Origin of the sequence: Campylobacter concisus (assembly GCF_003048905.1) — a bacterium.
Taxonomy (GTDB): domain Bacteria; phylum Campylobacterota; class Campylobacteria; order Campylobacterales; family Campylobacteraceae; genus Campylobacter_A; species Campylobacter_A concisus_V.
This window is the reverse complement of sequence record NZ_PIRO01000003.1, coordinates 63,803-79,824: the sequence shown is the minus strand read 5'-3', so window position 1 is coordinate 79,824 and position 16,022 is coordinate 63,803. Positions and strand designations below refer to the sequence as shown.

General features: G+C 34.3%; 12 protein-coding genes. 4 read left to right on the top strand and 8 right to left on the bottom strand.

Annotated features, from left to right (window positions below; genetic code table 11):
• Window positions 1-115: 115 nt before the first annotated feature.
• The 7 genes from CVS95_RS07540 to CVS95_RS09660 all read right to left on the bottom strand — a co-directional run bounded on the left by CVS95_RS07540 (window position 116) and on the right by CVS95_RS09660 (window position 8,840).
• The gene (locus CVS95_RS07540) at window positions 116-754 is read right to left on the bottom strand and encodes a uroporphyrinogen-III synthase (protein ID WP_107696154.1); all 639 of its coding nucleotides are present in this window, start codon (window positions 752-754) and stop codon (window positions 116-118) included.
• Window positions 747-1,907 (bottom strand): multidrug effflux MFS transporter, encoded by a 1,161-nt coding sequence (locus tag CVS95_RS07535; protein ID WP_107696153.1) that lies wholly within the window; start codon window positions 1,905-1,907, stop codon window positions 747-749. Before CVS95_RS07535 ends, CVS95_RS07540 begins: the two co-directional genes overlap by 8 nt.
• A 113-nt stretch (window positions 1,908-2,020) precedes the next feature.
• On the bottom strand, window positions 2,021-2,665 hold the full coding sequence (locus CVS95_RS07530) for a cupin domain-containing protein (RefSeq protein ID WP_103560414.1): 645 nt from the start codon (window positions 2,663-2,665) through the stop codon (window positions 2,021-2,023).
• A gap of 301 nt (window positions 2,666-2,966) precedes the next feature.
• Window positions 2,967-4,793 carry an AIPR family protein gene (locus CVS95_RS07525; RefSeq protein WP_107696152.1) on the bottom strand — a complete coding sequence of 609 codons (1,827 nt, stop codon included), beginning with the start codon at window positions 4,791-4,793 and terminating at the stop codon, window positions 2,967-2,969.
• Window positions 4,794-5,626: 833 nt separating this feature from the next.
• A complete protein-coding gene (guaA, locus tag CVS95_RS07520; protein WP_107696151.1) occupies window positions 5,627-7,159 on the bottom strand; it encodes a glutamine-hydrolyzing GMP synthase in 1,533 nt (510 codons plus the stop codon).
• 10 nt (window positions 7,160-7,169) lie between these two features.
• Window positions 7,170-8,558: a sodium:proton antiporter NhaD gene (gene nhaD / locus CVS95_RS07515; RefSeq protein WP_107696150.1), complete on the bottom strand. Its 1,389-nt coding sequence runs from the start codon at window positions 8,556-8,558 to the stop codon at window positions 7,170-7,172.
• A gap of 114 nt (window positions 8,559-8,672) precedes the next feature.
• Complete coding sequence (locus tag CVS95_RS09660; protein ID WP_194168551.1) at window positions 8,673-8,840, bottom strand: hypothetical protein; 168 nt, start codon at window positions 8,838-8,840, stop codon at window positions 8,673-8,675.
• 9 nt (window positions 8,841-8,849) lie between these two features.
• Here CVS95_RS09660 and CVS95_RS07510 point away from each other — a divergent pair, with 9 nt between their 5' ends.
• From CVS95_RS07510 to CVS95_RS07495, 4 genes are read left to right on the top strand one after another with little or no spacing between them, the layout of a single operon-like run.
• On the top strand, window positions 8,850-9,320 hold the full coding sequence (locus tag CVS95_RS07510) for a hypothetical protein (protein ID WP_199906348.1): 471 nt from the start codon (window positions 8,850-8,852) through the stop codon (window positions 9,318-9,320).
• Window positions 9,314-11,131: an excinuclease ABC subunit UvrC gene (uvrC, locus tag CVS95_RS07505; protein WP_107696149.1), complete on the top strand. Its 1,818-nt coding sequence runs from the start codon at window positions 9,314-9,316 to the stop codon at window positions 11,129-11,131. Before CVS95_RS07510 ends, uvrC begins: the two co-directional genes overlap by 7 nt.
• A complete protein-coding gene (locus CVS95_RS07500; protein ID WP_107696148.1) occupies window positions 11,128-11,883 on the top strand; it encodes a hypothetical protein in 756 nt (251 codons plus the stop codon). The genes uvrC and CVS95_RS07500 overlap by 4 nt, the downstream gene beginning before the upstream one ends.
• The gene (locus CVS95_RS07495; RefSeq protein ID WP_107696147.1) at window positions 11,873-14,743 is read left to right on the top strand and encodes a response regulator; all 2,871 of its coding nucleotides are present in this window, start codon (window positions 11,873-11,875) and stop codon (window positions 14,741-14,743) included. The genes CVS95_RS07500 and CVS95_RS07495 overlap by 11 nt, the downstream gene beginning before the upstream one ends.
• Here CVS95_RS07495 and CVS95_RS07490 read toward each other — a convergent pair.
• A complete protein-coding gene (locus tag CVS95_RS07490; protein ID WP_107696146.1) occupies window positions 14,740-16,011 on the bottom strand; it encodes an anthranilate synthase component I family protein in 1,272 nt (423 codons plus the stop codon). The genes CVS95_RS07495 and CVS95_RS07490 overlap by 4 nt on opposite strands.
• Window positions 16,012-16,022: the final 11 nt, after the last annotated feature.

The following is a 16,022-nucleotide window of genomic DNA, read 5'->3' as shown; positions in this document are numbered from 1 at the left end:
CTCAAACGAAGCCACATCACAAGGTACCCATACCTTTTCGCTAACAAAAAAGTGTTGGACCCCGTAAAATGCTGACTCGCTTCACTCAGGCAATAAAATTATATAAATTCTTTGCTTAAAGTAATGTTTTGGCAAGCGCGATACAGGCGTTTATATCTTGACTTTGGCTTACTATTGGCTCGGTAAATTTTAGCTCTTTTGCAGTGACCTTTCCAATGCTTATCGCTTGATAGCTCTCATCCCAGCCAAAATTATTAAGAAAATTTTTGACATTTAGCGGAGAAGCGAAGATCAAGATACTATTTTTTGGTGGTTTTAGCTCCATTTTGCAAGGATTTAAGACATTTTCATAGGCGACAATCACCTTTATATTTACTCCGCCATTTTGCAAAATTTCTAAGAAATTTGAAGCACTATCTTTACCCTTTAGATAAAGAACCTTTTTACCTTTTAGAAGTGGCAAAATTTCTCTTGCAAAGTCGTCTCCGTGAGCATTATTTCCGGTGTAAATTTCACTAAATCCAAACTCTCTTGCGGCTGCCGCACAACTATTTGCGATGGCAAAGACTGGCAAATTTATAGGCGAAATACCATTAAATTTTAATGCATTAAAAGCATTTTTAGAAGTAGCTACCAGCACGTCATAGTCACTTAAATTTAGTTCAAATTTCAAAAACTCGATCTTGCTAACACTTAAATTTACAACGCTCTCATCAGCCGTTTTTGTGTTTGAAATAAGATAAATTTTACGCAACCCTTTTTAACCTTAAAAAAGATATTAAAGCAAGTAATGTGCAAGCTAAAATAACAATAGAAGTCGAATAAAATATATCACCAAGCCCAACTAGCGGAGAGACGATACCGCCTAAGAAAAATGGGCAAAATCCAAGTATTGCTGAGGCTGAGCCTGCGTATTCTCTGCCTTCATTCATGGCTAGCGATGAAGCGGTTGGCAAGACAAATCCTGTAAAAAGAAGTAATAAGAAAAATGCGATAATGACGCCGATCACTTCAAATTTAAAACAAAGCATGAAAGCAATAAAAATGCTAGCAAACAAGGTGCCAAAAAGCCCAGTTTTGAGCGCTTTTCTCTCATTTAAAAAACTGGCAAGCCTTGCTCCTATAACAAGCCCTAAACCATTTGAAGCAAAGCAAAAGCTATAGCTTACTGGACTTAGAGAATAAAATTCTTGAAAGATAAACGAAGATGACGCTATATAAGCAAACATCGCACCCATTGCAAATGTCTGAATGCTTACGAAAAGCATAAATTTTTTCTTTCTTAAAATTTTGCCAAAAACACTATAAGTCACTAGCAAAGGCATTTTTAAGCGATTTGACTGACTTAAGCTCTCTTTGAAATAAAAATTTGCGATAAAAAGCAAAATACCAATGATAGTAAGTGCCATAAAGATGCCACGCCAGTCGGTAAATTTAAGCAGCAAACTGCCGCCTATTGGTGAAAGTATCGGGGCAAGACCATTTACAACCATCATAAGACTAAAAAATTTAGTCATTTCATGGCCCTTATAAAGATCACTAACAACAGCCCTTGAAATAACCAAACTGCCGGCACTTGCAAGCCCTTGAATAATTCTCATAAAGATAAAAAACTGGATATTTTGTGCAAAAAATATAAAAATAGTGCTTATAGTATAGACGATGAGCGAGATGGTAAGGGGCAGTTTTCGGCCAAATTTATCACTTATTGGGCCAACTATGAGCTGACCTATGGCTAAGCCTGCCATCGATGTCGTGATCGTTAATTGCGTAGCTGTAACACTTGTTTTAAACCACTCAGTAATAGCCGGAAGTGCTGGCAAATAAAGATCTGTAACAAATGGTCCAAAGGCAGAGAGAGCGCCTAAAAATAGCAATAAAAATAGCTTGGGATTTTCTTTTTTCATAGTTTTTCTTTAAATTTTAAGAGAGATTATATTATGACTTTGCTTTTTAGGTTATTAAGGGTAAATTTAACGTGATTTATAAAATGTAAAAGCCCTAAAAATAGGGCTTAGTATTACATTTTGTCTTTAGTGACGATTAAGAGCATTTTAAATTTATCTTTTATCTTTAATCCGTGTGGTATTTTGCCTGGTAACACGATGGTATCGCCTTTTTTGATATCAAAATGTTCATCACCAATAGTTAGCTTCATCTCGCCATCAAGTGCGATAAGTAGTGCATCGCCTGGAGCTGCGTGAGTTGAGAGCTCTTGGTCTGTGTCAAAACTAAGTAATGACATTGAGCCGTTTTCGTTCTTTACGAGCGTTTTGCTCACGATTTTGCCTTTTTCGTATTCGACTGCATCAACTAAGCTAAAAATAGCTGCCTTAGGTAAATGATCTATCATTAAATCCTCCTTAAAATCAATTGAAATATATTTCGTTGGTTCGTTAAAAACTAGCTTGCGCCACACTTTTTTCTCTATCAGGCAAGCTTGCTCATTGCCTATATGCATCTGCTTTTCGCCGTAGTATAGGCTAGCGCCGCCCTCCACAACCCATGCGAGGCTGTCACAAAACAGCATCTCATGATCTAGTTCCTCGCCCGTATCAAAAGCAAATACATCGACATGAGCGTTCTCGCAATCAAAAATTCTCTTGCTAACAACGCTTTTTGCGACGACTTTCGTGTCGGCGTTTAGATTGTAAATTTTACTCATTTTTCTTCCTTTCGTAAATTTTACACGTCATTGTAGTAAAAATTTTTGGATGATTTGTTGATAAGGATTATCTATTTTTATCAAATTTGAGCCATTTCCAACAAAAATTAGGCGCAAAAGCGCCCAAATTTTACTGCTGCTCTTATTGCTATACTATAGTTGTTATATTCAAAAGTATTTAGTTTGCATATTATTCATTTGCAGAATACCGTAAAGTTTGTCCGACCTAAGTTTATTTTTAGACTTTTATCAGTTCTGGTGCCGGTTTCAGCTCTAATCGCAAAAGAGCTACTATTGAAATTTATATGTCAAATTTAAAATCTTCTAAATCTTTATTAATAGTCCTACCTTTATAATACCCATCAAAATTATATACAAACTTTACATCCTTGCCCTCCTGATACTTGTAAAAATAATCTTTGTTTGATTGTTTTTTTGTAATTTCATTTTCAAAACTAAGCCATTTTTCAAGAATTGAGTTTGTTTTTTCTTCAATAACAGATTTATATTCTTTTATATCTAAAATTTTATCAAAACTACGGCTTACTATGCCAATAACTGCGTATTTTCCATAACGCAAAGCATTTCCATATTTATCCATTCCATAATTTTTTTCTTTCTTTTCAGTGTCTAATAAATATTGGTAGCAATAATATCCATACACATATTTTTTATAATCACTCTCTGCCTTAAGATAGTATTTAAAATTATTTTCTCTGAATAATACTGTATCACTACTCTGCCTTGCTTTTTTTGCATCGCCACTTATACTTATAGCAATTCTCATAAAATTTGAAAGATCAATTATTTGTTTCTTTAAAATATATTTTTTATTTATTCCTTCATAGAACTCACCTTGCTTTCTATTTAAAAATAAACCAAAATCACGATAAATATTCTGTTGATAGTTTACCAATATAACTTCATTTGATCTACGATCCATCTCGCTTACAACAGACTGTTCATTTGTAGCATGGGACAAATTTTCAATTAACTTTAGTTTTTTCTGTTTTGTTTCTTCGGTATTTCCATTATTTTTACCATCTTCAATAAAAGTAACTATTTTTACCAACACCTCCTTATCATTAAATATTGTGTAGTTATTATTTTGAATACATTCCTCATATAAAGAGGACAGCGTAAACGCAGTTTGTCCTCCATTAATTATTTGAGGATTCATTATGATAAGTTGAGCTTTATCCTTTTTAGCTACTTGTGAATTTATTTGTGTATCGTCGGACAAAATAGTTATACCATTATTAAATAATGCAAACTCGTTAGTTGATTTATTTTTTACTGTATCAGCAATTTGTGGATTGACTTGATTATTTTTCAACCCTAGAAAACACCTCGGATTATATTTTAAAACTGAATTTTTATACTTATGCAATATTTTGGCAATTTCAATGAGCGGAACGAATGTAACCATAATTTTGCAATCACTCAGTTCCGTATTTACCGTATAGCCTATTCTCCCTTCATTTCCTTCCTTATTTACAAGAGATAAGTTAATCCTAATTTCTTCTGCATTAAAGAAACAACCAGACACTATCGGAAAAACCAATTCATTATAGCACTTTTGGAAATCAAATACATCCCCATGAAATCCACCTGTCAGTTTTTTTATATACTTGCTTTTCTTTTCTTTTAAGTTTGCTAGAATTATCACTCTATATTTATACCTTCCTATATCATCAATACCCTGAATCACTTCTTGCATTTTTAAAATTTTACCATTATAAGAATTACCATCTTCATCCGTTTTCTCACCATCAATTACTCTATCTACATCCATTGAAAGTAACTCTTCATAATCTATTTCTTTATTTTCGAAATTGTTTCGAGTGGTTCTAAACTTGGATTGAATAAAGATTATCTCCTTCGAATCTTCATCTATATAATATGCATCTATACCTCCATCATAAGAAGCATCAGTAATAAAATTTTCTCTATCTATAAAATTTTCTATTCCGTACATACCTTTTAAAAATAAATGAATGAATGATTTTGATCTTGCTTTATTCAACCCTTCAATATCTATATCTTCTGGATAGTAAGATCTATATTCCTTTGGCGCCTCTTTTCTTAATTCATCTAATATTTGAACCAATGTTTCATATTTTGTCATTTTATTTCCTCCATAACTAATTTCTATCACAGATTGTTATAAATATCTTCCATAAAAACACTTATAAGTGCCTTATTTATTATATTTTATCTTTTAACAATAAAAATAATAAGTGCATATTCTACTCATAGCCATCCATAAGTGCATATAAAATAAGCAAACCTAGAGTCATTGATATTATTTTCTATTAGTCTTGAATCTTTTAACAAAAGACCTTTGATTTGAAGCGCTAATTTTGTGGCAATATCAAGATCATTTCTTATATTTTCAATTTCTTTAATAAGGTAAGATAGAAAATTATATTTTTATGCAAATTGATATTTTAATACCTTATTGCTTGAATCAGAAAACTATAAAAACTTAAAAACCTTATTTATAGTGCTTTGTATTTCCGGTTCTGCAAGCTCAATATTTTGTTTATTGTATCTAAGCTTTCCTTAAGTAGTAACTATATTTTTTACTTTTTTGTATAAGATAATGCTTAAATTATTTAATGTCATTATAGTCAAGAAAACAATACTACAGCAATCGTTTCGAATAGCAAAAGGTGTTATGGCTTCACCGAGGACAGCTTCTGTGTAGTATGATTCAAAATATTTCTGTATACTTTTATATTCATTCTTGAAAACAATAATAAAAGTCTTTTTATTATACCCAGAATAAATTCGATTCGATCTTGATAAAGTTTACACTATATTAGCACCCTTTAATATTTTATATGCATATATTAAACACAATTTAGGTTGATCAAATGCAATTTAATATTTATTAACCACAAGTAAAACTCAATAAAAATCTAATCAAAAGCTTCTGCGAGTTTGTTCTCAAATATATTACTCCCACTCTATCGTTGCAGGTGGCTTGCTCGAGATGTCGTAAACTACGCGGTTGATGCCATTTACCTCGTTTATAATGCGGCGACTTACGTTTTCTAGCAGATCGTACGGCAGGCGTGAGAAGCTTGCAGTCATGCCATCGCTCGCATCGACCACACGCACGCAAACAGCGTTTTCATAAGTGCGGTTATCACCCATTACGCCGACAGAATTTACATTTAAGAGTACACAAAACGCCTGCCAAGTTTTGTTGTACCAGCCAGTACTTTTTAGCTCATCGCGTAAGATCACATCAGCTTTGCGAAGTAGCTCTAAACTTGGTTTATTTACCTCGCCCATTATGCGGATAGCAAGACCAGGTCCCGGGAAAGGGTGGCGGAAGACTAAATCACGGCTTAGTCCAAGCTCAAGACCAAGCTTTCTAACCTCATCTTTAAAAATTTCTCTTAGCGGCTCTATTAGCTCAAATGTCATCCAATCAGGCAAGCCTCCAACATTGTGATGGCTCTTTATCGTCTTGCTTGAGCCAACTACAGAGCTTTCGATGATATCAGTATAAAGAGTGCCTTGAGCTAAAAATTTCACATCGCCGTGCTTTTTAGCCTCTTTTTCAAAAATTTCTATAAAGGTTTCACCTATGATCTTACGCTTTTTCTCAGGATCAACCACACCAGCTAAGCGGCCAAGAAAGGTCTCGCTCGCGTCTATGCTAACTAGCTCAACGCCAAGCTTTGTTCTAAATGTAGCTTCAACTTGCTCTTTTTCGTTTGTTCTAAGAAGTCCGTTATCAACAAAGACAAGGATCAAATTTTCAGGCACAGCAGCTGCTAAAAGCGCCGCGGTTACAGAGCTATCTACGCCGCCGCTAACTGCACAAAGTACCTTGTGAGTGCCTACTATTTTTCTGATCTCTTCTATCTTGTTTTTAGCGAAACTTCCCATATTCCAAGTGCTCTCGCAACCACAAATATATTTAGCAAAATTCTTTAGAATTTGCGTGCCATATTCGCTGTGTTGCACCTCTGCGTGAAACTGGATCGCATAAAATTTACGCTTATCATCGCCAAAAGCACAATAAGGTGAATTTTCACTAACAGCAATCACTTCAAAGCCCTCTGGCAAGTCCTTTACATAGTCGCTATGACTCATCCATACGATTTGTTTTGAAGGTGTATCTTTAAATAGCTCATGTTCTTTAATAACGTTAAGCTCTGCCTTACCATACTCTTTTTGATCAGCTGCTAAAACCTCAGCCCCATGCGTGTGAGCAAGTAGTTGCATGCCGTAGCAAACGCCAAGTATAGGGATGTTTAACTCAAAGACGCCGTTATCGCAAAAATAAGCATCCTTAGCATAAACACTAGCTGGACCGCCACTTAAAATGATACCTTTTGGCTCTTTCGCCTTTATCTCACTAAGCTTTGCATTAAATGGCAAAATTTCAGTGTAGACGCCCTCTTCTCTTAGCCTTCTAGCTATTAGCTGAGTGTATTGCGAACCAAAATCCAAAACTATAATCGTATTGTTCATTTATAACCTTTTAAAAATAGATATGAAAAATTTCAAACTGCACATACCAAACAATGATTGATACGATATATCCTAGAACCACCATCCAAGCGTATTTCATATGTGCGCCAAAGGTATAAATTCCTTTTAATTTACCCATTACTCCAACACCAGCTGCTGAACCAAAGCTGATCATCGAACCGCCAATACCAGCAGTTAGTGTCACTAATAGCCACTGACTCATTGCCTCCCCTGCATCAGCTCCCATTGCTGGATTTGCTTTCAAAACAGCTGACATAACAGGGACGTTATCAACGATCGCTGAAAGGAATCCAACGCCAATATTTACAGCAGTTGAGCCAAATTTATCATAAAGTGACACAGCGTAATTTAAAAATCCAGCAAAATGAAGAGCGCCAACCGCAGCTAAAATTCCAAAGAAGAAAAATAGTGTGTTGTTTTCGATCTTTGACATATAGTGAAATACATGCATTGGCTCTTCATTTTTGTGAGCTTTTTTGAAATAGTAAGTATAAAGACTAAGTAGTGAGAAACCAAACATCATTCCCCACATCGCTGGCAAGTGGAAAAGCTGATGCATCATAACTGCACAAAAGATAGTAAATGCACCTATAAAAATAACCGCTTTGCCACCCTTTTTCATAACCACTTTTGGCTCGTTTGCTACGTCAAAATGCGGTGCAGTACTTGGCACCACGCGAGAAAGTAAAAATGCCGTTACAAACCAACCTACGATAGATGCTGGAAAAAGTGCGAAAAAGTCGACGAATGGTGCTTTTCCAGCAGCCCAAGCCATAAGCGTAGTAATATCACCAAATGGACTCCATGCTCCACCTGCATTTGCTGCAACGACGATGTTTATCGCACCAGCCACTAGAAAATTTGTATTATTTCTATCTATTGTTAGAAGAACGGTTGAAAGAATAAGCGCTGTTGTTAGGTTATCAGCTACTGGGCTTATAAAAAATGCCAAAATACCAGTTAGCCAAAACAGCTTTCTATAAGTATAGCCTTTTGATACGAGATTATATTTAAGTGCGTTAAATACGTCTCTTTCTATAAGTGCTTCGATAAATGTCATCGCCACCATCAAGAAAAATACTATCTGAGCGATCTCTAAAATCAGGTGATTTACCTCATTCTCAAGCGAATGCACATCCATGCCATTTATAAGCATATAAATACCAATAAGTAGGAACATGAACGTACCGATAAAGATAGCAGGTTTTGCCTTGTCAATGTGGAAATTTTCTTCCGCTGCTATGAAAAAATATCCGACAACAAAAATTATAAGCGATAAAATTCCTGCCCATGTAGTGGTTAAGTCAATAGCTGCGGTTTCTCCATCAGCACCAAAAGCCATCGCGAAAAACAAGCCTAGAAGTCCAAAAAACCTCATTATACTCTCCTTGTAAAATAAAAAATCTTGGTATATTACTTAAATGAGCCTAAAAATTAGGTTAGTTAAAATTATTAAGCTTATATTACATTTTTATTTAGCTACAAAAATTTACTAAATTTTATTTATCTTGTCAGTTTTCTTCTCTTTTACTGGAGCGTCTCCATAAAATGGATCATCTTTATAGCCACAACCACTAAATGCAAAAAGAGTAAAAATTAAAATAAAAAATGATAAGATAAGCCCATGAAAAACGCTAAATTTTTGATAAATACTATTCACGAAAATCCTTTGTATAAAGAAAAATTAAGTATGGCAAATGAGTGCCAACAGCTTTTAGAGCTTATAGGGAAAGCAAAACGATTTTATATAGCTTTTTGCTACGTTAGAGAAGGTGTTTTGACCTTTGTTCTTACTCATCCCACTGGGCTTTTAGAGCTTAGGCGTGATAGTAGTATAAATGATATAAAAAGGTTATTAAAAACCTTTTGCAATTTTAATAAAAATAGCGTTTTTAACAACATTCTTACTCCAAAAACTATTAACGAAATCAACTATACAAAAAACAAAAAAGAAGAAAATATAAGATTTGTCGTGAGCAAATTTTTAAAATTTTTTAATCAAAAAGAGCAAAGTGCCATCTTTTATGCACCAGCTAGTAAAGGCGAGTTTAAAAATTTAGCAAAAGACGAGCAAATACACCAAAAATTTGAAGAACTAAGAGAAATTTTGCTAAAGAAAAATGAGCAGGCAAGATGCTAATAGACGAGATAAAAACGCTTCCAAACGAGCCTGGCGTATATCAGTATTTTGACGCACAAAATAGACTTTTATATGTCGGCAAGGCCAAAATTTTAAAAAACAGGGTCAAAAGCTACTTTAAATTTACTCCAAGCCTAGCTCCGGCTGAAAAACTAAGCCCAAGAATTTCAAAGATGATAAGTGAAGCTGTGCATCTTGAATACATCGTCACGCCAAGCGAAGCAGACGCGCTCATACTTGAAAATTCTTTCATCAAGCAGCTAAAACCAAAGTACAACATCTTGCTTCGTGACGACAAGACTTATCCTTATATTTTTATAAATTTAAATGATGATTTTCCAAGATTTGAGATCACTAGAAAAGTGATAAAAGGCTCGAATATCCGCTATTTTGGGCCATATTTTAGCGGAGCTAGCGAGCTACTTGAGGCACTTTATATAAATTTTAATCTCGTTCAGAAAAAGTCCTGCATCAAAGGCAAAAAAGCCTGCCTTTTTTATCAGCTAAAACGCTGCTATGCCCCGTGTGAGGGCAAAATTTCAAAAGAGAGCTACGCTAAGATCGTAAACGAAGCTATCACGGCCTTACAAAATCCAAATTTGCTCATCACTCGCCTTGAAGAGCTCATGCTAAACTACGCCAAAGCTGAAGACTACGAGCAAGCAGCCGCGACTAGAGATAAGATACAAACACTTAAAAATATGCAAACTAAGGTTGAAGTTGATCTTGCTAAACTTGAGGACTTTGAGGCCTACTCGGTCGCTTGCGTGCACGATATGATCTGTGCGGTGAGATTTAGCGTGCAAAGTGGCAAGATAACTGGCGTAAAAACTGACATCACGCAGGCCAAAAACGCTCAAAAAGACGAGATAAACGAAGCTTATAAGCAGGCTATTTTAAAAAGCTTCATAGCTGGACAGCCGACAATTAGCACCAAAATTTATGTGCATGAGAGCTTTGAAGATAGTGAGCTGGTGGAGGAAATTTTAAACAAGAGATTTGGACGTAAATTTAGCATCACTTGCCCAAAAATAGGAGATAAGCGTAAAATTTGTGAGATCGCTACCAAAAACGCTGAAGTTAGCATCGAAAAATACCTAAAAACACACGATAACGAGCTACTAAACGAAATAAAAGAGTACTTTGACCTAGCTCACACGCCTTACGTGGTCGAGGCTTACGACAACTCACACCTTTTTGGTGAGGCTAGCGTTGGAGCGATGGTGCGCTATGAACACGGCGAGTGGGCGAAGCAAAACTACCGCCACATGCACCTAAGCTCTAAAAACGACTACGATCAGATGAAAGAGAGCCTAACAGCTAGAGCACTTAGATTTGACAAGCTTAGTCCGCCTGATCTTTGGGTTATTGACGGAGGCGAAGTGCTTTTAAACTTAGCCTGTGAAATTTTAGCAAGTAGTGGCTCAAATGTCGATGTGATAGCCATTTCAAAAGAGAAGATCGATGCCAAAGCTCACCGTGCAAAAGGTGAGGCAAAGGATAAAATTTACACAAAAAATGGCAGCTTTAGCCTAAGCACGAGCGATAAAAAGCTGCAGTTTTTCCAAAAAATGCGTGACGAGAGCCATAGATTTGTCATCAGCTTTCACAGAAAAACAAGGCAGAAAAACGATATGCAAAGATCAGCGCTAAGACAAGCTGGCGTATCAGAGGGAAGCATCGCAAAATTAATCAGCTTTTACGGAAGTTTTGATAAAATCAGCGAAGCAAATTTAGAAGAAGTGGCAAAAATAACAAATAAAAGCGTAGCAGAAAAGCTTGCAGTACTCAAAGAAGGAAATTTGAAGTGATAATATATGATGAAAATTTAAAAATATCTGCGATAACGCAAGATTCACTTGAGCTATTGGGTTTTGATAGTTTAGATGATTTTTCGTTGCAATACAAAGATATAAGCGAGCTAGTCATAACAAGCCAGGAAAGTACAAACTACAGCTTCTTGGAATTTTTACAAAATACGAAAGATAATAGCGCTAGAGTAAATTTAAAAAGAAAAGATGGTGGTGCGATCTTGCTAGAAGCGAGATTGCAAAATGCCATTTTAAAAAATGGTGAAAAATTTTTTATCGTTCTTTTAGAGAAGCAAGACATAATAAACAACCAAAATCTAATAGCAGCAGTAAAAGTAAAACCTACATTAAGACTGCCTGTTTTTAAACTAAACGCATGGTATCTTTTTGACACACAGACACAATCACTTATCGATGATTCTTGGTTTGAAACATCACTTAAAATACTAAATTTAAATAAAAAAGATTTTGCGTCCTACTTAAATATCTTTTTGCATAACGCAAGAGAAATTCTTATCCAAATCCAATCAGCCATAATCGCAAAAGACGAGATAATGCTCAGAAAATACGTAGATGAGATAAGGGAAGCTGCATTAAATTTAAAGCTTAATAACCTTGCAAATGAGCTTAACGCTTTTTTAGATAACAATCAAAATGGAAAAATGAAAGAGATGTCTCTTTTTACCAAAAGACTAATTGAGATAGAAAAGATAGTCAAAAAATATAGCAAAAAGAGTATCCATGAAAAATAGTAAATTTTATATATTGTTAGCGCCAATAATAATTTCAGCGATCTTTTTCGCATATAGCGGAAATGAAAGCTATAAAAAATTTACAGATCTAAAAGATCTAAATGAAAAACTATATAAACAATCCTTAGTATTTCAAACTATAAGATCTGTAATACAAGAGCACGATACGCTAATAGGCAAAAGCCAAGAAGATATAAAAAAGTTGCGGGATAACACTTTAAAAAATACACAAAAATTTATAAATTCTATAAGAAAAGACGATCGCACTGAGATACGAAATGTAAATAAATTAAAAGAATTGCTAGCAAATATAAATCAAAATGATAAATTTGATGAACTATTTTACGAATTTTTCCAAAATATAAATGGAGAAATAGATAGCGATTTTAAACAAGATTTAGACCGAGACTTTCCGCTTATAATAAAAGCCTATGCCGCAACTTTAAGTAAAATTTATAATCAACTCTCTTTAGCAAACAATACTAAATACTACGTAAAAAATATCTTTATAAATGGTCCTTTATTTTCAATAAACAATGATGTGAGAGAAAATATATATTCCGTAAAGGACAACACGCCAAATCTTGATATGCTTCCAAAAAGTGAGCTAAAAGAGAATATTTACAAAGACTTTAATCAGTTTGAAGCCAACTATCAAGCTAAAAAAATAAGAGAAGCTAAAGCCAAGATCGCATTTTCTGAAAAACTAAATATCGAAGATATTATCTTAATCAAACAGTATGAAGATGATAAATTTATACTTTTATTAGATAGTGCCATAAACATAAAAAATGAGCTGTTAGAACTTACCAAGAGCGAGAAAATAAGCTTTGGCATAAAGACCTTTTTTGAGTTTTTGCTTTGTGGCTTGCTCATTTTGTCTTTGCTTGGTATTTCTGCTAGGTTGAAATTTTTAAAGGTACTTATCGATAAGTCAAAATACATATCGAGTTATATCCTATCATCAAAAGAGACAAGTGCGGATAATGCGATATCAAAGCTCATAAAAACTTATGAAGATCTAAAAGAAACCTATATAAAAGATAGCAGCTTTTTTCAGATAAAAGATAGATATATTTTATCAGTGAGCAAGAAGCTAGAGTCTATCAATAAAGAAATTTTTACATCGACCGCGGCTTTAAAAATAGAAACAAATAATAGCAAAAAGCAAGTATTTATAGACACGATAGAAAAAAATGCAAATATCATGACTTCGCTTTATAACAATGCTAAAAATATCTCAAATGTTAAAAAATATAGCGAATGCAATAAAACCGAGATATTTGATCCTCAAAAAAGCTTTGAAGAAATTTTGCAAGCAAATATCGTCTATTCACAAAGCAAAAAGATAAATTTTATAAGCTATCTTGATCCAAGCCTTACAAATGAACTAGAAGGAAATCTAAATTCACTAAAAACCGCATTTAACTCTATCTTTTTGGCATCTTTATCAATGTCTTTAAGACATCAAAACATTATCATCGCTATCAAAAAAATTCAAAAAGAGTTTGATAGAAGCGGACTTTGTTCTGTAAGCTTTAGCATAAAAAATAGCTCAGCTGCCATGAGCGAAAAGCAAATTTCAGATATATTTTCAGATGATGAGAATAGCTTAAATAATGATGAGAGCGAGTTTTATCTAAAAATCGCTCAAATTTATTTAAAAAATTTAGAAAGCAAACTGGAGATTAACTCGTTTCCAAGTATTGGCAATGAGTTTAAATTTGTAGTCATTTTTAAAACAACATCAAACTATAAAGACTTTGATATAAAATGCAATCATAAATTAGCATTCTTGCAAGATGTAAATGTCGCTTACAACGAAGCTTTTGAGCAGACCACAAAAGACCTTGGACTCAAAGTGGATATGCTAACAAGCACTAGTCCATCTATTACAAAAAATTATGATGCTATATTTTTAAGAAACACCAATAAGCAAGGCCAAGATATTAAAAATCCGCTCATTTTAAAAGATCCACTAACTCCGTTAAGCATTACAAGGCTACTTTGCTTAGGTGAAGCTGATATTATGAATAAAAATTTAAACGATAAACCAAAAATTTTAATCTGCGATACTAACGAAATTTACATAGATATAACAGCAAGTGGCTTTAGTAAATTTAACTGCGAAGTTGTGGGAGTTTGTAATAAAAAAGATCTAAAACAAGCCATAAAGCAAGGCGATTTTGACCTTATATTTGTTGGCTCAAAATTTTTCGAAGCTGAAAAAAATAGCCTTCAAAAAAATCTTGATCTTATAAAAACAGCCATACAAAATGCGAAAATTCCAATTATACTAATGCTTTCAAATACTTCAAATATAGATGGAGACAGCGTCAAAGAATACTTCAATGCCTATATAAAAACGCCAATAAATAGCGACGAACTGGCTCAAATTTTTAGAAAATTTTTGCTAAATTTTGGCGAGATTGCAATAGACGAAAGCTATCTAGCAAAAAGCGAAAATATTATTTTATTTAAGAAATCGCCAATGGAAAATAAAATATTTAGCTCAGCTTTAGGAGAATTTTACAACACACTTGAAACCATAAATAGCTTTGATGAGCTATTAACAAAGATAAAAACCAAAACTTACGGTATCGTTCTTATAGATGAAAACGTAAAAGGCTTCAACTACGAAGAGCTAACAAGAGTTGTTGATAAGATAAGACAAAGCCAAAAGGTTGATACAAGAGTGCTTGTATTTGGCGCACAAGAAAGAAGTGAATTTCCTTTTATAAAAGTGCTAGCCAAAAATATCACAAAAGCAGAGCTTTCAACTACCGTAAGGGAGCAAATCGATTCTATGGGCACTAGCTACGCTAAAAGCTCTTATGAATTTATTAAGTTTAACGCCTAAAACTCTTTTGCGTTATTTTTAAATACATTTAGCACGCTTGCTCGTTTATGGCAAATTTCAGCGTATTCTCTTTCGCTTTTTGAGTCATAAACTATACCAGCTCCAGTCCCCACAAATACATCACTAAATCCATTTTCACCTGATACAAAGATGGCTGATCGAATAAGAATAGCAACCTGAGCATCGCCATTAAAATGTAAAAATCCAATGCCGCCGCCATAGATATTTCGCTCAGAAATTTCAAGCTCATTGATTATCTGCATAGCTCTTATTTTTGGGGCTCCACTTAATGTGCCAGCTGGGAAAATACTAGCTAAGACGTCAAAAAGATCAAGCCCTTTGGCGCACTTGCCATAGACATCGCTTACGATATGAATTACTTTTTCATATTTTTGGATATGCATCGCATTTCTTACAGCTACACTTTTTGGTTCCGAAACCCTGCCGATGTCATTTCTAGCAAGATCGATTAGCATCTTGTGCTCAGCCAGCTCCTTTTCATCACTTAAAAGCTCATTTTCAAGTGCTGCATCTGCATTTGCATCGCTTCCTCTAGGCCTTGTGCCTGCGATCGGAGCTACAAAAATTTGCTCACTTTTCATCTCAAAAACAAGCTCTGGCGAAGAGCCAACCACATCGCCATAAGGTGTAGGAAAATGAAACATATATGGGCTTGGATTTGCAAGTGAGAGCTTTTTATAAAAGTCTAGACTACTCATATTCGTTGAAATTTCAAGTAACTCGCCAAGCACAACCTGAAAGACATCGCCACTTCTTATATACTCTTTTGCTAACTCAACCATATCCTCAAAGTGTTTCTTTTCTTTACCAAGATCAGTTTTTATACTAAATTTACTCTGCTCTTTACTTTTGTATTCAACTTTCGCATCAAGCAAAAAGTCATAATATTTATTCTTATCTCCATAAAATGTATAAATTTTACTCATCTTGTCAAAGTGTAGATAGGCCTTCGCATCGGCATAGATAAATTTTGGAAATTCATACTTTTTAGCTTTCTCATCACCGATATACTCAAAGTATCTCACGCCGTCATATGCAAAAACACCAAAAAGTCCCGCAAACGAAGCTAAAGATTTATTACGATTTGTATCAAAATAACTTCTAAGCCCATAAAAATCCATATCCTTTTCATAGATATAATCGCAATCAATGCCTATAATCGTTTGCGTATTATCCTCAGCTAGGTAGCTATTTTTAAATTTTTCTCTAATCACTTCATAATAAAACAGTGGTTGTTCTAAGAGCATTTTTTTCCTTT